Annotated in this window: 16 protein-coding genes; 4 read left to right on the top strand and 12 right to left on the bottom strand. The window is 66.8% G+C overall.

The window, feature by feature from the left end:
* The 7 genes from gcvPA to hisS form a co-directional block, all read right to left on the bottom strand.
* The coding region (gcvPA, locus tag VN634_19905) for an aminomethyl-transferring glycine dehydrogenase subunit GcvPA (protein HXC53162.1) at positions 1 to 1,033 on the bottom strand (1,033 nt) is incomplete at its 3' end.
* Positions 1,034 to 1,040: 7 nt separating this feature from the next.
* Positions 1,041 to 1,439 carry a glycine cleavage system protein GcvH gene (gene gcvH, locus VN634_19900; GenBank protein HXC53161.1) on the bottom strand — a complete coding sequence of 133 codons (399 nt, stop codon included), beginning with the start codon at positions 1,437 to 1,439 and terminating at the stop codon, positions 1,041 to 1,043.
* A 30-nt stretch (positions 1,440 to 1,469) separates the two neighbouring features.
* On the bottom strand, positions 1,470 to 2,588 hold the full coding sequence (gcvT, locus tag VN634_19895) for a glycine cleavage system aminomethyltransferase GcvT (GenBank protein ID HXC53160.1): 1,119 nt from the start codon (positions 2,586 to 2,588) through the stop codon (positions 1,470 to 1,472).
* On the bottom strand, positions 2,585 to 3,514 hold the full coding sequence (folD, locus tag VN634_19890) for a bifunctional methylenetetrahydrofolate dehydrogenase/methenyltetrahydrofolate cyclohydrolase FolD (protein HXC53159.1): 930 nt from the start codon (positions 3,512 to 3,514) through the stop codon (positions 2,585 to 2,587). The genes gcvT and folD overlap by 4 nt, the downstream gene beginning before the upstream one ends.
* A 202-nt stretch (positions 3,515 to 3,716) precedes the next feature.
* Positions 3,717 to 4,493 carry a hypothetical protein gene (locus VN634_19885; protein HXC53158.1) on the bottom strand — a complete coding sequence of 259 codons (777 nt, stop codon included), beginning with the start codon at positions 4,491 to 4,493 and terminating at the stop codon, positions 3,717 to 3,719.
* Positions 4,490 to 6,283 (bottom strand): aspartate--tRNA ligase, encoded by a 1,794-nt coding sequence (gene aspS / locus VN634_19880; protein HXC53157.1) that lies wholly within the window; start codon positions 6,281 to 6,283, stop codon positions 4,490 to 4,492. The genes VN634_19885 and aspS overlap by 4 nt, the downstream gene beginning before the upstream one ends.
* 1 nt (position 6,284) lies before the next feature.
* Complete coding sequence (gene hisS / locus VN634_19875) at positions 6,285 to 7,646, bottom strand: histidine--tRNA ligase (protein HXC53156.1); 1,362 nt, start codon at positions 7,644 to 7,646, stop codon at positions 6,285 to 6,287.
* A gap of 338 nt (positions 7,647 to 7,984) precedes the next feature.
* On the opposite strand from hisS, the gene VN634_19870 reads away from it, so the two are divergent.
* Positions 7,985 to 8,455, top strand: coding sequence for a CBS domain-containing protein (locus tag VN634_19870; GenBank protein HXC53155.1), 471 nt, complete (start codon positions 7,985 to 7,987; stop codon positions 8,453 to 8,455).
* A gap of 73 nt (positions 8,456 to 8,528) precedes the next feature.
* Here the strand turns inward: VN634_19870 and VN634_19865 are convergent, their stop codons facing one another.
* Both VN634_19865 and VN634_19860 read right to left on the bottom strand, forming a co-directional pair.
* Positions 8,529 to 10,070, bottom strand: coding sequence for a PAS domain S-box protein (locus VN634_19865; GenBank protein ID HXC53154.1), 1,542 nt, complete (start codon positions 10,068 to 10,070; stop codon positions 8,529 to 8,531).
* Positions 10,071 to 10,216: 146 nt separating this feature from the next.
* Positions 10,217 to 12,295, bottom strand: a complete 2,079-nt coding sequence (locus VN634_19860) for a hypothetical protein (protein HXC53153.1) — start codon at positions 12,293 to 12,295, stop codon at positions 10,217 to 10,219.
* A gap of 306 nt (positions 12,296 to 12,601) precedes the next feature.
* Between VN634_19860 and VN634_19855 the strand changes: the two genes are divergently transcribed.
* Positions 12,602 to 12,940 (top strand): hypothetical protein, encoded by a 339-nt coding sequence (locus VN634_19855; GenBank protein HXC53152.1) that lies wholly within the window; start codon positions 12,602 to 12,604, stop codon positions 12,938 to 12,940.
* 360 nt (positions 12,941 to 13,300) lie between these two features.
* Positions 13,301 to 13,942 carry a hypothetical protein gene (locus VN634_19850; protein ID HXC53151.1) on the top strand — a complete coding sequence of 214 codons (642 nt, stop codon included), beginning with the start codon at positions 13,301 to 13,303 and terminating at the stop codon, positions 13,940 to 13,942.
* A 46-nt stretch (positions 13,943 to 13,988) separates the two neighbouring features.
* Here VN634_19850 and VN634_19845 read toward each other — a convergent pair whose 3' ends face one another.
* Together VN634_19845 and VN634_19840 are read right to left on the bottom strand one after the other, a co-directional pair.
* The gene (locus VN634_19845) at positions 13,989 to 14,891 is read right to left on the bottom strand and encodes a formylglycine-generating enzyme family protein (GenBank protein HXC53150.1); all 903 of its coding nucleotides are present in this window, start codon (positions 14,889 to 14,891) and stop codon (positions 13,989 to 13,991) included.
* Between the two features lie 13 nt (positions 14,892 to 14,904).
* Positions 14,905 to 17,298, bottom strand: a complete 2,394-nt coding sequence (locus VN634_19840; GenBank protein ID HXC53149.1) for a sulfatase-like hydrolase/transferase — start codon at positions 17,296 to 17,298, stop codon at positions 14,905 to 14,907.
* A 229-nt stretch (positions 17,299 to 17,527) separates the two neighbouring features.
* Here VN634_19840 and VN634_19835 point away from each other — a divergent pair, with 229 nt between their 5' ends.
* Positions 17,528 to 18,097: a Uma2 family endonuclease gene (locus tag VN634_19835; GenBank protein HXC53148.1), complete on the top strand. Its 570-nt coding sequence runs from the start codon at positions 17,528 to 17,530 to the stop codon at positions 18,095 to 18,097.
* Here the strand turns inward: VN634_19835 and VN634_19830 are convergent.
* Positions 18,066 to 20,750 carry a ComEC/Rec2 family competence protein gene (locus tag VN634_19830; protein ID HXC53147.1) on the bottom strand — a complete coding sequence of 895 codons (2,685 nt, stop codon included), beginning with the start codon at positions 20,748 to 20,750 and terminating at the stop codon, positions 18,066 to 18,068. The two genes, VN634_19835 and VN634_19830, sit on opposite strands and share 32 nt — an antisense overlap.
* Positions 20,751 to 20,934: the final 184 nt, after the last annotated feature.

Raw genomic sequence — 20,934 nt, 5'->3', positions numbered from 1 at the left:
TGAGGCTGAAGAACACCGTCGCGCACAGCGCGGCAAGCCCCTGGTTCGTGCAGATGTTCGACGTCGCCTTCTCGCGGCGGATGTGCTGCTCGCGGGTTGCAAGAGTCAGCACGTAGCCGCGCCGGCCGTCTTCGTCGACGGTCTGGCCGACGAGCCGGCCCGGCATCTGCCGGACGTGCGCGCTCCTGGTCGCGAACAGCCCGACACCCGGGCCGCCGAACGACGGAGGAAGACCGAAGCTCTGTCCTTCGGCGACGGCGATGTCGGCGCCGCAGCTTCCGGGCGAGCGCAGCAGCGCAAGTGACAGCGCCTCGGCGGTGACGCTGATCGACAGCGCACCGGCGCGCTTCGCGAGCCGCGACGCGCCGCCGAGATCGTCGATCACGCCGAAGAAATTCGGATAGCCGGTCGCGACAGCCGCAACGTCGTCGCCAAGCAGGCCTTCGAGCGCTTCGAGGTCGGTGCGGCCATCGGCGGCAAGCGGCACCTCGATGATCTCGCCGCGGCCGTGACCGCCGAGATACGTGCGCGCGACGGCGACGTACTCGGGATGAATCCCGGCGGAAACGAGAAGGCGCGAGCGGTTCTTATGCACGCGCATCGCCATCAGCAGCGACTCGGCGAACGCCGACGCGCCGTCGTACATGCTCGAGTTGGCCACATCGAGGCCCATCAGGCGCGCGACGTAGGTCTGGAACTCGAACGATGCCTGCAGCGTGCCCTGGCTGACTTCGGGCTGGTACGGAGTGTACGAGGTTGCGAACTCGGAGCGGCTCATCACGGCGGACACGGCCGCGGGCACGAAGTGCCGGTAGCAGCCTGCGCCCTGGAAGCTCGCAACGGTGGCGTTGCTTGCGGCCAGCTCGGAAAGCCGGTCGAGGACTTCGCGCTCGCCGAGTCCGTCTTCGAGGCGGATCGCGGCGCGCTCGCGAAGCGAAACAGGTACGGTTGGAAAAAGGTCGTCGACGCTCGCCTTGCCGACGGCGGCGAGCATGCGGGCGACGTCGGTACGCGTATGCGGGACGAAACGCATCGCGCCGCTACTCTCCGAGCTCGCCGACGAGGTTTTCGTAATCGTCCGAGTCCATCAGCTCTTCGACCTCGGCGACGTTCTTCGGCTGCAGGCGAACCAGCCAGCCGTCGCCGTACGGGTCTTCGTTGATGGTGTTCGGCGAGTCGGGCAGCTCCTCGTTGACCTCGATCACTTTGCCGCTGATCGGTGCGTAGATGTCCGATGCGGCCTTGACCGATTCGACGACCGCGAACGGCTCGTCGCGGGTGACCTCCGGTTCGTCGGCAGCCTTGGGAAGCTCGACGAAGACGATGTCGCCGAGCTGGGACTGGGCGTAGTCGGTGATGCCGACGGTTACGGTCCCGTCCGGCTCGACGCGAACCCATTCGTGTTCCGACGTGTAACGAAGATCATCAGGGATCTCCATGAATGCCCTCCTCGCGTGCCTGCTCGCCTGCTACGGTGCGGGCCGCTTAACACAGAAAGGTAGGCGCGTCACGGACGCGGCTCTGCGTTTCCCGCGAATCTCGACTTCGACATCCGATCCATTGGGATCTGCTGCGAACTGGCGAGCCACCAGCGCCATCGCGACCGCGCGCCCGAGGGTCGGAGAATGCGTTCCGCTGGTGACGACGCCGATCGCGTCGGCTCCTTCTTTTGCAAAGACTTCGGTGCCCTCACGCGCAATCCCGCCATCGACGAGCAGGCCGATCAGGCGCCTGGGGGCTCCGGCGGCCGCCCGGTCGAGCGCATCGCGCCCGATCATCTCCGGACGGTTGCGCTTTACGGCCCAGCCCAGTCCGACTTCGTACGGGCTGATGTCCTCGCCGAGCTCGTGTCCGTACAGCGGCAGCGCGGCTTCGATGCGAAGCGTGTCACGGGCGCCGAGGCCGCACGGCCTGAGACCCGCCGGTTCGCCGGCTGCCGCGAGCGCACGCCAGAGCCGCACGGCGGCATCGGCCGGACAGAACAGCTCGGCGCCGTCTTCGCCCGTATAACCGGTGCGGGCGGCGAGCACGTCGATGCCGGCAACGCGCCGCTCTTCGCACGCAAAGCGCGCAAGCCCGGCGATGCCCGGCGACATCTTCTCGAGGATCCCGATCGCAGCCGGACCCTGCACGGCGATCAGCGCAGTCTCGTTGCTGCGGTCGGTGACGGTCGCGCCGCTCGACGGATGCGCGAGGATCCATGCAAGATCCTTGGCGGCATTCGACGCATTGACGCAGACGTAGAACCGCTCGGCGCCGAGACGGTAGACGATGATGTCGTCGACCACGCCGCCGCGGTCGTTGCCGATCATGCTGTACTGCGCGCGGCCGGGCGCGAGCGTCCGCGCGTCGTTGGTGAACAGCTTCGCGCACAGCGCCTCGGCGCCAGGGCCGGTGATCTCGACTTCGCCCATGTGGCTGACATCAAACAGGCCTGCGGAACGACGCACGGCCTGGTGCTCTTCGAGGATCGAGCGGTACTGCACCGGCATCGACCATCCGGCGAACTCGACCATGCGCGCGCCGGCCGCGACGTGCTCGTCGTAAAGAGGTGTGCGCCGCGGCGTTGGAGCAGTCGCGGCGGTCAACGCGCGGCTCCCTGTGCGATCGCGCGCGGCAGCACTTCGCGATCACCGGCGAGCAGATCGCCGTCGAGCGTCTCGCCGTCGCGATCGCGCGCGAGCCGCGACCGGTACGTGTTGCGCAGCAGCATCGCGACCGTCATCGGCCCGACGCCGCCCGGCACAGGAGTGATCCACGCGGCGCGTGCTGCGGCGGGCTCGTACTCGACGTCGCCGACGAGCTTTCCGTCGACGCGATTGATTCCGACATCGATGACGACCGCGCCCGGCTTGACCCATTCGCCGCGCACGAGGCCCGGCTTGCCGACTGCGGCGATCAATACGTCGGCGCGTGCGACATGCGACGCGAGATCCTTCGTGCGCGAATGACACATCACTACGGTGGCGTGACGCTCGAGAAGCATCATCGAGATCGGCTTGCCGACCAGCACCGAGCGTCCGACTACAACGGCGACCTTGCCGGCAAGATCGATGCCGGTCTGGTCGATCAGATGCATGCATCCCCGTGGCGTGCATGGACGAAGTCCCGGACGCCCGGTGAACAGTGCCCCCTGACTGACCGGATGCAGGCCGTCGACGTCCTTGCCGGGATCGATGGTCGAGATCACGCGATCGGAGTTGAGCCCGGCCGGCAGCGGCATCTGTACGAGAATCCCGTCGATGTCGTCGCGCGCGTTGAGCGATGCGACTACCTCGAGCACCTGCGGCATCGTCGCGGATGCGGGCAGCTCGACCGAGACCGACAGCATGCCGGTTTCCTTGGACTCGCGATTCTTGCGCCCGACGTAGACTCTGGAAGCGGGATCCTCGCCGACGAGCACGACCGCGAGCCCGGGCGGACGCAGTCCCCGTGCTGTGCGCGCGGCGACGCGTTCGGTCACTTCCGCGCGGATGGCTGCAGCGCTGGCTTTTCCGTCGATAATTTCCGCCACGTCGCCTCCGCCTCCACTATCTGCGCTCAGCAGTGCGCGTCCATCGGTATCCGTTCAGTTTTGTCTTCGACTGGATGATGTCCGCTCAGTCGGGCGCGTCCATCCGACGTCCGTCGCTCGGTCGAGCTCAAACATCTTATTTTCGCTCGGTCGAGCTCAACATCGGATCTTCGCTCGGTCGAGCTCAACATCTGATCTTCGCTCAGTCGAGCTCATCGACCAGGTCTTCGATCAATTCGTCGACGGCGTGCTCGGTGTAGCCTTCGGCGGTTTTCCAGCGGACGGGCTTGTCGTTCATGATCTTGTCGTACGCACGCAGTGCAACGTTGCGCCCGCCTTCGTCGTCGTCGAACGTATCCGACCACAGGATCTTGCCGTCCTTCGCGTCGATCAGCGACGCATAGAGCGTCACGCCTGCGGGCTTTTCCGGACCGTTGTCGGGACCGATGCGCGGACGCAGCTCGATCAGGGCCTCGGCAACCACGAACTCCGCCTTGCCGGACGCATACAGCGAGCTCACCGCCGCGCGCATGCTGCCGGCCGACATCGCCTGGTCCATGACGGCAGGCGGAGGAAACAGCAGCCGCGGATGGCGCGCGATCGCCTCGTACGTAAAACCGGTCGCGAGGCGCGCGGCGTGCGCGCTGGTCGGTTTCATCTGCACGGACGGCGGACAGACATCGCACGGAAGGCCGCCGGTACCGTCGCTGTAGGCGACGGGAAGAATCGCGATCTTGCGCAGCGAGCGGCCCTCTTCGACCGCCGCGTCGGCGTTGGTCGCAGCCTTCTCACCGGGCTTCGGCTCTTCTTTCTTGCCGAGCTCGCCCGGCTTTCTTCCCGCCAGCGACACGTCGCTGATTCCACCGGAGCCCCAGCTGAACGAACACGCAGCCGACGAGATGGCCAGCGCGGCAGCAATCAGAAGCACCCCGACCGGAGCGTGTCCCCCGGTCCGCATCGACGAACGAGCCTGCATCATCCGGGTTTTCCTTCGGATGATGGTTTTGCGCCCGCACCCGCAAGCTTGATGCCGAGCCCGCGCAGCTGCGTGGCGTCGACCGTGGAAGGTGCCTCGGTCAGCAGGCACGCGGCACGCTGGGTCTTCGGGAATGCGATCACGTCGCGGATCGATTCGCTGCCGACCAGCATCGCAACCATGCGATCGAGGCCGAGCGCGAGGCCGCCGTGCGGCGGCGCGCCGAACGAGAGCGCCTCGAGCAGGAAGCCGAACTTCTGGCGCGCTTCTTCCTCGCCGATGCCGAGCAGCGAAAACACCCGGCTCTGCACGTCGCCGCGATGGATACGAAGCGATCCGCCGCCGAGCTCGGTGCCGTTGAGCACGATGTCGTACGCGTCGGCGCGCACGCCTTCGGGATCGCTCTCGAGGCGCTCGAGGTCGTGCGCCTTCGGAGCCGTGAATGGATGGTGGAGCGCGAAGTAGCGCTTCTCGTCGGCGTCCCACTCGACGAGCGGAAAGTCGACGACCCACAGGAAGTTGAACTGTTTCGGATCGAGCAGCCCGCGGTCCTCTGCGACCTTGACGCGCAGGTTTCCGAGCACGGCGCTGACGATCTTCGACGTGTCGGCGGCGAACAGCACGAGGTCGCCGTCTTCGATGCCTGCAGCCTTTGCGATCGCTTCGCGCTCACCGTCGGTCAGGAACTTGACGATCGGCGACTGCCACTCGCCGCCGGCGACCTTGATCCAGGCCAGACCCTTGGCGCCGTGAACGGCCGCGAACGCCCCGAGATCGTCGATCTCCTTGCGCGACATCGTCGCGCCGCCCTTGACGTTGATGGCCTTGACCTTGCCGCCGCCGTCGATGGCCGCGCGGAATACCTTGAAGCCCGACGCCGCGAGCACGCCCGTCAGGTCGACGAGCTCCATCGCAAAGCGCGTGTCCGGGCGGTCGGTGCCGTAGCGCGCGACGGCTTCGTCCCAGCTCATGCGCGGGAACGGGTCGGCGAACGGACGGCCGAGCACATGCGAGAACACTTTCTTCAGCAGCACCTCGACCACGCCGGTGATCGTCTCGGCGCTCGAGAACGCGAACTCGAGATCGATCTGCGTGAACTCCGGCTGGCGGTCGGCGCGCAGGTCTTCGTCGCGGAAGCAGCGCGCGATCTGGTAGTAGCGGTCGTAGCCGCCGACCATCAAAAGCTGCTTGAACAACTGCGGCGACTGCGGGAGCGCAAAGAACGAACCCGGGTTCACGCGGCTCGGCACGAGGTAGTCGCGGGCGCCTTCGGGCGTCGAGCGCGTCAGGATCGGCGTTTCCACCTCGATGAAGCCGTGCTCGTTCAGATGGTCGCGTGCGATCCGGCAGACGTCGTGCCGCACGCGCAGGTTGCGCTGCATCATCGGGCGCCGCAGGTCGAGGTAGCGGTAGCGAAGCCGCACGTTCTCGGTCAGCGACGACGAATCGTCGATCGCGAACGGAACGGGCTTCGAGACGTTGAGGATTTCGAGATGGGTCGCGACCAGCTCGACGGTCCCGGTTTCCATTCTCGGATTGACGGTTTCGGGGGTGCGGCGCCGAAGCGTGCCGCGAACGCCGATCACGAACTCGCTGCGCAGCTCGCCGGCCGTCGCATGGGCGGCCGCGCTCGACTCCGGATCGAACACGATCTGGACGATGCCGGTGTGGTCGCGCAGGTCGACGAAGATGATTCCGCCGTGATCGCGCCGCGAGTCGACCCAGCCGGCAAACGTGAGCTCACGGCCGGCATCTTCGGCTCTGGCCAATCCGCAGTAACAGGTCCGCTCCACTTCAGTCCGCTCCTCGTTTCAATCGCTCCGCTGCCGTCAATCGCTCCGCTGCCGGCTCCGATTCGATCCGTCCCGGGCTCTGCTGATCGCTCTGTCCGGCTGCCTGATGAAGCGCCGCGATGATCTCGCCGGCTTCGTCCGACAATCCGAACAGCAACGGATGGTCCTTCTGGGCTTTGAGGTCGCGCACCGTCGCGCGTCCCGCTTCGAGCTCCGCGTCGCCGAGAATCACCGCGAAACGCGCGCCGGCCTTGTCGGCCTGCTTGAGCTGCGCCTTGAGCCTGCGGTGCGGGGATTCCAGATCGATGCGTGCCCCTGTTTGCCTCAGCCGACGTGTCAGAGCGAGTGCGATCGGCGCAGCGAGGTCTCCAATCGGTGCAACGAGCGCCAGCGGGCCGGATTCACTGTCGCTTTCGGTCGCGCTCGCGAGCTGCAGTCGCTCGACGCCGAACGCGAAGCCGATGCCGGCGAGGTCGGGTCCACCGAGCGCGGCAACGAGCCCGTCGTAGCGTCCTCCCCCGCCGATGGCGTCCTGCGCGCCCTGCCCTTCGGCCGTGATCTCGAACGCCGTCCGGCAGTAATAGTCGAGCCCGCGTACCATGCGCGGATTCGGCGTCACCGGAATCCCGGCCGATTCGACCAGACGCATGACTTCGGCGTGATGCGTGCGGCAGCCGTCGCACAGGTGATCGATCATCAGCGGAGCCGCTTCCATGGCGAGGCGGCAGCCTTCGTTCTTGCAGTCGAGCAGACGCAGCGGATTGCGGTCGAGGCGCGCGCGGCAGTCGTCGCACAGGCGGTCGATCACCGAGCGGCCGTAGTCGGCGAGCTTCTGGCGGTAGGCCGGCCGGCACGTCGCATCTCCGAGCGAGTTCACATGGATGCGCATGCCGCGCACACCGATCGCATGACAGATGTCGGCAACCAGGCAGATGGTCTCGGCGTCCGCCGCGGCATCCTCGCGGCCGAGGAATTCGGCGCCGATCTGCGAGAACTGGCGGTAGCGTCCTTTCTGCGGACGTTCGCGCCGGAACATCGGCCCGGTGTACCAGAGGCGCGCGACCGGCTGGGCCCGGGCCAGGCCGGCTTCGAGGTACGCGCGCACCAGCGATGCGGTTCCTTCGGGACGCAGCGCGATGGTCTCGCCGCCCTTGTCCTCGAACGCGTACATCTCCTTCTCGACGATGTCGGAGGTGTCGCCGACCGATCGCTTGAAAAGCTCAACCTTCTCCAGAAGAGGAAGCTCTATCTCGCCGTAACCATAGGATTTGAGGACCGCGCGAGCGGCATCGAGTATGTCGCGCCGGCGGTCGGCTTCCGCCGGCAGCACGTCGCGGAAACCCTTGATCGAAGTAATGGCCATGACGAAGTCCGTAGCGGGGTGCCGGTCGCAGGGCCGGGCATCGACGCAGGGCGGTACGCCGTGTGTATCGGCGCACGCTCCGCCCTGCAAAACCCGCCGCGTGCGCGAACCTGCCGAAATCGGGGACAGACACCGATTTCGGGAAATCGGTGTCTGTCCCCGATTTCCGTTTCGTCCGGTTTCGGCGCGTCCCCCGGCGGAGAGCATTTTCGTGCGGGCACCGTTGCCGCGTCCAGCGGCGTGCGCCTAGCCTGCGATCAGTGATCGGCGATTCCGTCGATCGCGGCCACCGACTCGCACTCGGAACCCCAGGACCTGACGGAAAGGAGACAGGCGATATGAAAGTTGAGGAAATCATGACCCGCGACGTCGCGGCGTGCCGGCCCGACGATCCCTGCAGCGAAGCGGTCAAGCTGATGTGGGATAACGACTGCGGCATCGTCCCGATCGTCGACTCGGATCGCCGGGTGGTCGGCGCGATCACCGATCGCGACATCGCCATCGCATGCTGGTCGCGCGACGTCGCGCCGAGCAGCGTGCGGATCTGCGATACGATGACCGCCGACGTCAAATGCTGCTGTCCGGACGATTCGGTCCGGGCTGCCGAACAGATCATGGAGCAGTGTCAGGTGCGGCGCCTTCCCGTCACCGACAACGAAGGGCGGCTGTGCGGAATCCTCTCGCTCGCCGACATCACGCGCCAGAGCGAAGAAGCGCGCGGAGGAAAGACCGGCGACGTCGATCCGAAGAAAGTGGTCGAGGCCTACGCCGCGGTCTGCCACCCGCGCTCGCAACGCCTGCACTCGTAATCGAAAGGGGAAAACCAGAAAAACGGGGACAGACACCGATTTTCGGATATCGGTGTCTGTCCCCGATTTCTGATCAGCTGCCGGCGGCGCGGTTCTTGTTGTCTCCGGCCTTGGAGACGACCGCGAGAAGACGCGCGGGAGCGACCGGCTTGACCAGGTGATCGTCGAAGCCGGCGGCGAGCGAGCGCTGGCGGTCTTCGGGCTGCCCGTATCCCGTCAGAGCAACCAGGCGGCCCGATTCGTTCGATTCGCGAATCAGGCGCGCGACCTCGTAGCCGTCGACGATCGGCAGGCCGATATCGATCAGCGAAAGATTCGGCCTCAGCTCGAGCGCCATGCGCAGGCCTTCGGCTCCGTCGGCGGCTTCGAAGACCTCGTGGCCCTGCCGCTCGAGCAGCACGCGCAGCATCTCGCGCGCATCGGCGTTGTCCTCGACGATCAGGATGCGACGGCTCGAACCCGGTTCCGGCGGGGCGGTCTTTGCCTGCTCCGCCTGCGTAGCCAGCGGGAGCCGCACGGTGAAGAGACTTCCGCGGCCCGGTCCTTCGCTGAACGCTTCGACCGTACCGCCGTGCAGCTCGGTCAGCGTACGCACGAGCGTAAGGCCGATTCCGAGGCCGCCTTCGGCGCGATCGACCGTCCATTCGCCCTGCACGAACAACCCGAAGATCCTCGGCAGCGACGACGGCGCAATCCCGACACCTTCGTCCTGCACGCGAAGCTCGCCCTGCCCGTTCGCCGCGCGTGCGCTCACGCGGATACGGCGGCCGGCCGGCGTGTACTTCACCGCGTTGGTCAGCAGGTTGAGGATGATCTGTTCGAGCCGCACCGGATCGGCATCGACGGTGACGTCGCCGCAGTCGACCTCGATCACGTGCCAGGCCGGGCGCATTCCGGAGCGCAGCACGTCGAGCGCGTGCTCGACGGCGTCCGACAGCACGACCGGCTTGCGGTCGAGCGTGATCTTTCCGGCGCGCACGCGGGCAACGTCGAGCAGGTCGTCGACCAGGCGCGCAAGATGCGCGACCTGGCGGGCGATCACGATCTGCGGCCGCGCGATGTCTTCGAGGTTGCGGGCGATCGCGAGCAGCTGGCCGGCGCTCGCAATGGCCGCAAGCGGATTGCGAAGCTCGTGTCCGAGCAGCGCGAGGAATTCGTCTTTCGCCTTGTTGTCGGCCTGGACCTGTTCGAGAAGCTGCACGCGCTCGCGCTCGATCCTGCGGCGGTCGGTGATGTCGCGGGCGACCTTGGAGACTCCGACGATCTTGCCGGTCGGATCGAGGACCGGCGAAACGCTGAGCGAAATGTCGAGAAGGCTGCCGTCCTTGGCCTGCCGCACGGTCTCGAAATGGTCGACCTTCTCGCCGTTCTTGATGCGGTTGATGACCTGGACTTCTTCGCCTCGGCGATCCTTCGGGATGATCAGGCTGATGTGCTGGCCGATGGCCTCGTCCGCCGTATAGCCGAACATCCTCTCGGCGGACCGGTTCCACGACGTGATGATGCCCTCGAGGGTCTTGGCGACGATCGCATCGTCCGACGAATCGACGATCGCGGCCAGACGCGCCGCCGCGACCTCGCCGGACTCGATTGGGTGTCGCGTTCGTTCATCCATACATTTCTACCTCGCAGACAGAGGACGGGGCGCAGTCGGGGTAACCTTGGTGATGTTATATGGACCCCGACCGGCCCAACAAGCAGCGTACTGAGAACGCAACAAAAATCTCTGCTGCTTCGGGTGACCAGTCAATGCCGAAGTTGTCACTTCCGTGATCCCGGCACGACCGAATGTCGGGATCGGATGGCAGAACGTTGCTGCGGCCTGTCGTCGTCGGAGACCCACGCAAGAGCCATGACCTCGGAGCCAGGACTGTCGGTGATCTCGTCCTCATCCTGCTCGGGCTGACCCGCGGTCAGCAGATAGTGGACGAGTGCACGCTGGTCGTCGGCCGAGAAACCCGCCTGCGTGTCAGCCCAGAACGGATGACCGCTGCCGCGCACGTGTACCCTGCGCAGCGATGCGGACCCATCGTTGGCCGCGACGACGAGCTCGCGCAGGTTGCGATCGACGAACGCGATCAGGCTTTTCTCGGGACTCACCGCAACACCGCGCAGCAGCGTGCCGGAGACGCCGAGCTCATCGTTGGCTCCGACCGCGACGCCGCCATCGTGAAGATAAGGCGCCGACCAGTACAGCCCCACGAGACTCGGAATCTTGTAGCCGCCGGTCGTGTTGTCGTGCGCCCAGGCCAGATCGAGCTGATGCGGCTCGAGACCCTTCATGTTGACGAGCATCGTCTTCGGTTCCGCAGGCAGCGGCACCGGCGTATCGAACGTGAACATCAGCGGCGGCCCGAAGCTCGCTTCGGTCTTCTGGTATGCGAGCGCGCGCGCCGGCTCGGTCTCGATCTGCGACGCGGCAATGATCTTGTTGCTGGTCAGAGCCGGCCCGGCGTGACATCCCGCGCACCGCGCCTTCTCGAACACCACGCGTCCGCGCGCGAATTTCTCGGCATCGGCCTCCACAGGCGAAGGCGGCGGAGCGAGCGTGTTCTGCCATGCCGCCATCGCGTTGCTCTGTTCCCACGCGTTGCGGCCGGGCGAGCCGACGAACATGCCGTCGGGCGCGATCCACGAGATCTCCGGGTAGCCGGGCGGTTTGACGAGCTCGTTGATTCCCGGCGCGCCGGGCGTCGGATCGACGGATGCGACGAACGCCGACGGCCTTTCCTGCTGCTCCGGATCGAAGCGGAATCCGGGATTGGCCGCATTCTGCAGGATCGTCGCGATGTAGACTTCGCTGTCGATACCGAACAGCGCGGGCGCAAGGTCGGCCTGCGCCAGAGAATCCGCGTTCGGCCCGTGCGCGTTGTTGCACAGCGACGCAAGCCCGAGGAACGGCCCGACCGCGGCATATCCGCTCCAGCCGTACGGATGGTCGCCGAGCGTGAACGAGTCCGGAATCTGCGTCGGATCGGCTTTCATGTCGGTCGTCGTATCGAAGCTTCCCGGCGGCCAGCTCGCGAACACTTCGTCGACCGCAGCCTCGAGCGCGGACGCATCGGGAAGCGGCACCGCGCTGCCGTCGAAGGCGGCGACCCTCCTCGATCGATCGCGCACGTACGGCTCGAGCGACGCAACTTCGGCGTGCGGGAAGTACGCAGCCGAGTTCGTCGCGAACGCGAGCAGCAGGCCGGCCGCGAGGTCGCTGTTGACCGCGCCGTCGATGACCTGCTTCGTGTCCGGATCGACGGTCGAGTGGCACGCCGCGCACGTCATGCCGGCCATGACATGCCCGCGCGCAATCCGGATCGGCATCCCGAGGATCGCGTAGGAGCCGGCCGGTACGTCGAGTCCGGTATCGATCGTGGAACCTTCGCGGTACGTCACCGAGCCGATGCGGACCGTCTCGGCCAGCTCGACGCGTAGATTGGTGGTGCCGCGTCCTTCGAGCGCCATCACGGCCCTCGCAAGGTTGTACGGCCGCAGCGGACCGTCGAGGAAGCCGGCAACGTCGGTCAGGAAGACCTCGTTGCCGAACGTCTCGCGATAGAACGTCTCGCGTCCGAGCGCGAGCATGGCCGAATCGATGCGAACGTCGCCTTCGCGTGCCGGCAGCGGCGCGAGGTCGGCGGCCGGCGGCGCATCGATGTCCGTCAGGCTGCGGCCGGACGTGTCGTACGTGACGGCAACGTCGAGGACCTGCGGGTTGAGCACCGACTCCATCGCCGGGAGGTAGGAATAGCGTGGCAGTCCGACGACCGAGGCCACGAGCACCGCCCCCAACGCGATCGCAACAACGGTAAGAAGACCGAGCACCACTCGACGCAGCAGCGCCATGGCCCGGCGCGTCGAGGACACGGCCCGGTGCAATTGCTCGGAAACCGGCAATGCGGGGGGCCGATGTGTCCAATGCAGCGAAAGCACACAACATCATTGGTGAGAAAGTGCCGTCGTCGGCAATGCGGATGCAGAGAGTATTTCCGCAGGTGCGGGAACAACTGTCACGTCGAGACTCACTCGCTTCGCAGCGTCGGGCAGAAGTCGAATGCAGCCGCACAGCGGCCGTCCGAAGATCGAGTTTTTTCGGCGAGCCGGCCAGTCGACCAACCGGCGAATTCGCGCCGAAGCGACACGAGGTGCGCCATGCGAACTCAAAACCGACTCCTGGCGAGGCTTGCCGCAACCGCGCTGCTGGTTGGCGTGCTCCCGCTGGCCGCGTACGCCGAGCACCGCACGGACTATGACCGCGATGGAGACAACGAGTCTCCGAAGCAGCTCAACGACCCGCTTCCGCCGGGCGCGATGCCGAAGAATACGGCGGTCGGCGCGGTCCCGACTCCGCGTGGAACTCCCGAGGGAATGGGCAACGAGACCGACTTCTCGAAGACGCCCGGTGACGACGATCCGTCCGACGGGATAAACGAGCCCGGCCGCAACCCGATTCCCGGGCAGCCTCGACTCGCGCCCGGGAAGAATCGCTGACGACGCCGTGCGCTCCGCGCGGGGTGCGCTCGCTCCCTTCTGGCGCGATCCGATTCGCGGACGCGCTCTGCGAGCAACGCCCCGCGCGGGTCACGGGTAAATTCCGAAACCGGCACCGGCTCTTGCTCCGGACTGCCGGCGCGAATCAGAACCACGCGCGGGTTACATGCGCGGACACCGGGACAGTCACGGCAACTGACCGCGACGGTCCCGGTTTTCTTTTGCGAAGACCACCGCTAAAGCGCGAAGCGGCTCAACGGGGACGCGCGTGCGAACATTTCGTCGCGACGCCGGTGACAATCGCGACGCCGGCGACAACCGGGCGATCGTCGCCCTCCACCGAAGAGCAGGAGAGCAACGATGTCGAGAATTCCCCGGCTGCTGAACGCAATCGTCCTGGCTTGCCTTCTGGTTGCCCTGCGCACGGCCGCAGCCGACGCAGCGGCACTTTGCGGCGACGTCAACAGCAACGGCACGGTCACGTCGACCGACGCATTGTCGGTGCTGAGGAAGGCCGTGGGGCAGCCGCTTGCGCTGACCTGCCCCGATTTCATCAACCGCTACGGCTTTCCGCTCGACACCAATCTCGACTCGGCGTTCGAAAAAAATTACCTGCTGGGGTTCCCCGTCACGATCGAATTCGACGCAACGGTCACGCACTTCGGCCTCATCATGCGCACCGGCGGCGCGCATGTGCAGATGGTGCTGTACAAGGATGCCGGCGGCTCGCCGGGACAGCTGGTCGCGACGTCCGCATCCACGTTGACCGTGATCGGAAGCCAGGAAATCCCGATCGCGCCGACTCACGTGACGGCTGGCGTCTACTGGATCATGGGCGTCTACGACGCCAACACCACGGTCGCGACCGACGAAAACACGCCGTCGGGCACGCTGGTCCGGTACCAGCCGCTGGTATTCGGGTCTCCCATTCCCCAACCGTTCGTCGAGCAGAGCCACTACGGCGACGTGAAGATCAACTATTGGGTCAAGGTCCAGCAGTAGCAGCGTTCGACCGACCACGAGCGCGGCCACGCGCAGACCGACACGTTCAGAGGTCGATCGCGCAGCGAAAGCCCACGTGCGCGGTCGTCGATTCGGCGCTGAGCGCGATGCGCGCGGCCGGCCGGTAACGCGCGCAGTATTCCGCAGCGCACAGCCACGATCCGCCTTTCAGCACCAGCATCGCATCGCGAGCCGCTGCGCCCGCGAGCGGCGGCGGCGTGCATCCGCACGGCTTCGGGTCGTGCATCGGCGTTCGCGTCCATTCCCAGACGTTGCCGATCATGTCGACGGCGCCGCTTCGTGCCGGCGGAAACGAGCCGACCGCAGTCGTCCCCGGAGTGCCGCGCGCGAAGTACCACGGGAACGCACCGGTCCAGAAGTTGGCCATCATGCGGCCTTGCGGCGTCAGCTCGTCGCCCCAAGCGTACGTTGCGGCGTCGAGACCGTCGCGCGCGGCCGCTTCCCATTCGCATTCGTCGGGCAGACGTTTGCCGCGCCACTTCGCGAACGCGCACGCATCCTCGTACGCAACGTGCACGACCGGATGATCGTCGCGATCGTCCGTGGCGGAGCCCGGTCCGTCGGGTGCTCGCCAGCTCGCGCCGGGTTCAAACGTCCACCAGCTCGACGGATCGCGAAGATCGACCGGCCCCGCCGTCATGCGGAATACGGCGGAACCTGCGGGAACGGCGCGCTCGGCGAGCGTCACGTAACCGGTCGAACGGGCGAACTCGGAAAACTCACGGTTGGTCACCGGCGCACGATCGATCGCAAAGCGCCGCACCTCGACTTCGCGCAGCGGCCGCTCCTCCGGATAGTGCGCATCGGATCCGAGGCGGTAGCGGCCGGCTTCCACAACGATCATTCCTTCGCGGACTTCGGACGTTCCGTCGCGGGCGGCGGACGTTCCGTCGCGGATCGAGGATACTGCGTCGCGGGTGGCCGTCATGCCGCCGGACCCGTCACACCTTGATCCCGAGCTTGTCGACGAAGCGCATCTGCTCGAGCGTCGTGAACGGTGTCGTGTCGATGTCGATCGTCACCTTGACGATGCGCCCCTGGAACGGATGCGTGCCGCGGTACATCGTCGAGACCTGGTTGCCGAGGTCGGCTCCGAGCGAGAAGCCGTCGTAGCTCGTCGACAGCACGCAGTGCGTGAACTTGTGCTCGGCCACCTTGCGGTCGCCGATGAACAGCGAGCCGCCGCCTTCGAACGGACGCGACGTCATCTTCTGCACGTAGCGCACCGTCACGTCGCCGTCGGGCACCGGCTCCGACGACTCGATGCGTTCGTTCCACGGAAACATGCTCTGCTCGTAGACGAGCCTGCCGCCGGTGATGTGCAGGACGTAGCCCGCCGGCTGCGAGCCGCACGCGACGATCACGCCGTCGCCTTTGCCCGCCGGACGCTGCAGCTCGGCGACGATCTCGTGGTCGAAACCGTTCATGAACGGCGAGACCTGCGCGGAGATGCGTTCGACGGGCGGCCGGAACTCCCAGTGCCGCCGCAGCCCGCGGCGCAGGCGATCCTGGCTCATCTTGATGACGAGGTTGCGGTCGTCGAGCGGGAACACGCCGTAGCGTTCCGCCGCTGCATTCCACTTGGCGGCGAGCTCCTTGACCTTCTCCGGGTTGGACGCCGCGAGGTTGACGAGCTCGTTCGGATCCTTGCTGAGGTCGAAGAGCTCCCACGCGTCGTTCTCGAACGGCGTGCCGCGCTCGTGACGGCACGCGAGGCGCCAGTTGCCGTCGAGATAGCCGCGCTGGCCGCCGAGCTCGAAGTACTGCTCGGTGCGCGTGGCCGCGGTCGCGCTCGCGAACGTCGCGACGACACTCGCGCCTTCGATCGGTTTGAGCTTGCGGCCGCGATAGACGTCGGGCCGCTTGATGCCGGCGGCTTCGAGAATCGTCGGGTAGAGATCGACCACGTGCACGAAGCGGTCGCGGATCTCGCCGCGCGCCGTGATTCTCTTCGGCCACGAGACCAGCAGCGGATCGGCCACCCCTCCGAGATGCGCGTACTGCTTGTACATGCGGAATGGCGTGTTCGACGCGCACGCCCATCCGATCGGATAGTGCGGAAACGTCGGATTCTCGCCGATGATGTCGTAGTGCTTGATCGCCTCGTCGACGGGTACCGGGCGACCGAGCGCGGCGGCGAACACGTTCGGCGTGCCGGTCGTCGTTCCTTCCGCCGAGCCGCCGTTGTCCGAGATGACCATGATCAGCGTGTTGTCGCGCACGCCGATCTCGTCGAGCGAATCGATCAGGCGGCCGATCTGCCCATCGACGCTCGTGATCGCGCCGGCGTAGACTTCCATGTAGCGCGCGTAGATCTTCTTCTGCGTCGGATCGAGCGTGTCCCATGAGTCGGCACCGGGAGACAGCGGCGGAAGCTGCGTGGTCTCCGGCATTACGCCGAGCTTGCGCTGGCGCTCGAGCCGCGCCGCACGGATCACGTCCCAGCCGGCATCGTACGTGCCCTTGTACGCATCGCGGTCGCGCGCCCTCGCCTGCAGCGGCGAGTGCGCGGTCGGATACGCGACCTGAAGGTAAAACGGCTTCTCGGGTGCGAGCGACTGCTGCGTGCGCACGTACGCAATCGCACGGTCCGTCAGGTCTTCGGTGACGAAGTAGTCGTCCTTGACCGGCGCTTCGACCGGCGAGACGCCGTCGATCAGCTCGGACGGCCGGAAGTAGTCGGTCGAGTGACCCTGGAACCAGAACGCGCGCTCGAAGCCCCGGTTGGTCGGCCAGTTGTGGTACGGGCCGTTGGCGCCGCACGATGCCGCAAGGTTCACGTGCCACTTGCCGACATGCATCGTCGACCAGCCGGCGTCGCGAAGAACCTCGGCGAGCGTGGCGGCCTCGAGCGTCATGTCGCCGCGATAGCCCGCATAGCCGCTGTCGAGATCGGCGAGCCAGCCCATGCCGGCCGAATGGTGGTTGAGGCCGGTCATCAGCGACGCGCGCGTCGGCGAGCACATCGCGCAGGTACGGAAGTTCGTGTAGCGGAGCCCCGCGAGCGCGATGCCGTCGAGGTTCGGCGTGCGGATCTCGCTGCCGTAGACGCCGAGGTCGGAGAAACCGACGTCGTCGAGGACGATCACGAGGATGTTCGGTGAGCCGGCCTTGGCCGAGACCTCTCCGACGTACGACGGCCGCGAATCGGCAAACGACTCGGCGACCTCGGCCGGCGCTCCCGCATCGACTTCGGCCGGCGTGCGCAGCTTGCGCGTCTTCTCGCGCACACTGACGATTCCCGCCGCGCCGAGCGCCGTGACGACCGCACCCGACGTCGCGCCGATCAGGAAATCGCGCCGCTTGATGCCGGCCTTCTTCGGTTCATCGCTCATGCTCGGTCCTCCGCGTCGCGCAATAGCGGGAAAGCACCGGTACGTACAGGTCAGGGCCGGACTTGGCGTGTGCGGTCCGGTCGCGGGTCGTGCGGGGTCCGATGCCCGGCGTCGCCGGGACGGTTCCCGGCTTTCGCGTCCAGATTCTTGAACCGCGCGTCGCACTTCATGTCATCGAAGTCATGCCCTGACCTTGGCCGGATCCGGCTGCGGCGCTAGTGTGACGCGCATGGAAACGACGACATCCGACGATGGCCGCTACACGGTGGAAAAGTATTTCGCGCTCGTCGAGGAAGGCGTTCTTGATCCCGACGAGAGAACCGAGCTTCTCCACGGAATCGTCGTTTCGTCGGCGCCGCCGACGCCCGCGCAGGCCTCGGGCATGCGCCGCGCGATCAGCGCATTGCGTCGCGCTGTCGGCCCGGACATTCCCATCGCCTCGAGATCGCCGCTCGTTGCGAGCCCGTTCTGCGTTCCCGAGCCGGACGTCGCAATTCTTCCGGGGCAGCTCCGTGACTATGACACTCAGCACCCGACGACCGCTCTGCTCGTCGTCCACGTTTCCGATCGTTCGCTGCCGCAGGACCGCCTGACGAGGACACCGATCTATGCTCGCGCCGGTGTCGCGAACTACTGGATCGTCAATCTGCGCAATCACACGGTCGAATGGTTCGGCGAACCGGACTCGATGACGCACGAGTATCGGGCGCAGGGAATTGCCGGCGGATCGGACCGGCTGCCGATGGATGCTTTTCCCGATGCCGTCGTCACGGCGGCGGAGCTGCTTCCATCGCACTGAGCGTTGCCAGGGCATCCGGCCGATCGTCGAGTGCGTTTACCTCTGGGTGAAACGTCTCGATCCCGAGCGAACCGTCGCGATCGATCGTCAGGTGCACGGCGCCGGTTTCGTCCATGCGCAGGAACCTCGCCGCGTGCGCCGAGTAGCGCGCGACGACTTCGGGGGCCGGAAAGTGAAACTGGTTGTCGAGCCCGAGCGACGCGACCGCGAGCCCGGGCCGGACCGCATCGAGAAACGCTTCGGTCGACGACGTGCGGCTGCCGTGATGCGGAACCTTGAGCACGTCGGCGCGAACGTCGAAGCGTGACGCGAGCTCGTGCTCGGCCGGCGCCTCGATGTCGCCCGTGAACAGCACGCTTCGCCCCGCAAATCCGAACCTCAGCACGAGCGACTGATCGTTGTCGTTGCACTTCGCCGCGCCACGCGCCGGCCACAGCACTTCTGGAGAAATCAGGGACAGACACTGATTTCCGGATATCGGGGACAGACACTGATTTTCCGGGATCGGCGACCGGCGCGCATTTTCGAAGACCGGGGCGCGGGCTTCGATTCGGGCGTCGCGGCTTTCGCTGCCGGCGTCGCGGTGTTCGCTTCCGGCGTCGCGGTGTTCGCTTCCGGCGTTGCGAAATCTCGGCAGCCCCGGTTTGTCGTCATCGCGCGACACGAACCGCACGGGAATGCCGCGCAGGTTCGCTGCACGGCCAATCGCCCGGGCCGCCGGCACGTCGTCGCATGGCCCGTCGGGCAGCCAGATCTCGCCCACGTCGAAGTCTTCGAGAAGCTCGGTGAGCGCGCCGGCGTGGTCCGACTGCACGTGGCTCGCGACCAGCACGTCGATCCGGCCGATCCACGCGCGCCGCAGCAGCGGAGCGACGACCATGCGGCCGCGACCGGGCGGGCCTTCGTCCACGACCCAGACCGTGCCGCCCGGCATGCGGACGATGGCGGCGTCGCCCTGCCCGACCGACGCGAACCACACGTCGAGGCGATCGCTGCGGAATCGGTCGTGGACGGCCAGCGCGATCATGACGCCGGCGGCTGCGGCGAGAGCGACCGCCGCGCGCCGCTGAGCGCGACTGGCGGGCAGAAGCATCGCGAGCCCGAGCAGGGTCAGCGTGAGCGTCAGCCATGGGCCGGGGGTCGGCGTGAGCGTCGCGGCCATCGGGATCGATGCGCACCAGGCAGCCACGCGAATGACGAGATCGGACAGGAACGCTCCGACGCGAACCGCGAGATCGCCGGCCGGCGGCGTGATCGGCAGCAGCGCCAGACCACCGATTCCAACGACAACGATCGCCGAGACGAGCGGTGCCGCGAGCAGGTTCGCCAGCGGCGCGACCAGCGAGATGCGTTGAAAGTGATGGGCGACGACCGGCGACGTAACCAGCCAGCAAACCGCGGTTAGTCGGGCAGCTTCGGCGAGCAGGTGAAGGGCGCGAAGCACGGGCGCCGGAGCGGCGTTGACTGCTTTCGCGGCGATGGCAGTTGCGGCGATGGTGCGGCGGGAATCGGTGTCTGAGCGCGGTTGCGGAGGAGCGGTGTCTGTCCCGGATTGCCGGCAAGCGGTGTCTGTCCCCGATTCACGAAAATCAGTGTCTGTCCCCAATTTGCTGAAATCGGTGTCTGTCCCGGATTTCACTGACCCCGATTTCACTGTCGCGGATCTCACCGATCTCCGGCGGCGGCGGGAGTCCATGATCAGCGCGAGGACGGCGATGTACGAGAGCTGGAAGCCGGCCTCCTCGCCGACGCCGGGCATCGCGAGCGCGAGGACGATCGCGCTGCCGCCGAGCGCGCGCATCTCGTCGCCGGGACGGCCTCGCCACAGCGCGGCCATCGCGGCGAGCGCCATCAGCTCGGAGCGAAGCACCGAGACCCCGCCGCCGCAGACCGCGCCGTAAACGATTACCGCGAGCGCCGCGAGGACCGCCGCCACGCGCAGCACGTCGTAGCGCTCGAGGAGGGTCACGCGCAGCCCGGCGGCCCGGCGGACGAACGCGACCACGAGCGCGACGATCAGGGCCATGTGCGATCCGGAGATCGCGAGGAAGTGCGCGAGGCCGGCGTCGCGGACGGCGTTCGACGTCGCGGCGTCGATGCCCGTGCGGTCGCCGATCACGAGGGCTTCGAGGATCTCGGCGCCCTGCCCTCCGGCGCGCTCGCAGCTCTCCGAGAACGCCCGTCGCAGCCGGTCGACGATGCCGTCATTCGGCGGCAGCACTTCGACGTCTTCGTCGTGCCACGCGTAGCCGCCGGCGAAGATGCCGCGCCGTGCGTTGTAGGCCGCCCAATCGAGCTCGCCGAAGTTGCCGAAGCCGGTGATGCGGCGAAGTCGCGTGCGAAGCGCGAGGCGGTCGCCGGTTCGCCACCGCCGCGACGTTTCGCGCAGCGAGACGTTGACGAGCCCTTCGGCCGCGCGGTCGTCTACCGATTCGGCAACGACCGTGAGGCGAACGCCTTCTCCCCACGTTGGCGCCGCATCGACGACGCGGCCAGTGAGGTGAACCGCTTCGTTCGTCGTGCTCGCGTCGCCTGCGAATGCAGCGATCGGTACCGCGAGGCCCGGGTCGCCCGGTGCGCCGGGCGGATCAATCGTGCGCCAGAAAACCTGCTGCACGATGAGCAGCGCGAGCGCCGAGAGAACAAATCGCATCCCCTCCCGCTAAACGACCTCGCTCCCGTGCGAAAGACTCCCGCGCGTCGAGATGACGGCGATGAAATGTTCCGCCCCGCTTCATCACAGCGCCGCAATGAAAAAGGGGGACAGGTACATTTAATTTTCTCGTGGAAAAACGCGGCCGCCTACCAAGGCGTCCACATCGACAAACCCTCGGAGC

The organism is Candidatus Limnocylindrales bacterium (assembly GCA_035571835.1).
Taxonomy (GTDB): Bacteria; Desulfobacterota; Binatia; order UBA1149; family CAITLU01; genus DATNBU01.
This window is presented reverse-complemented; position numbering and strand designations above follow the sequence as displayed.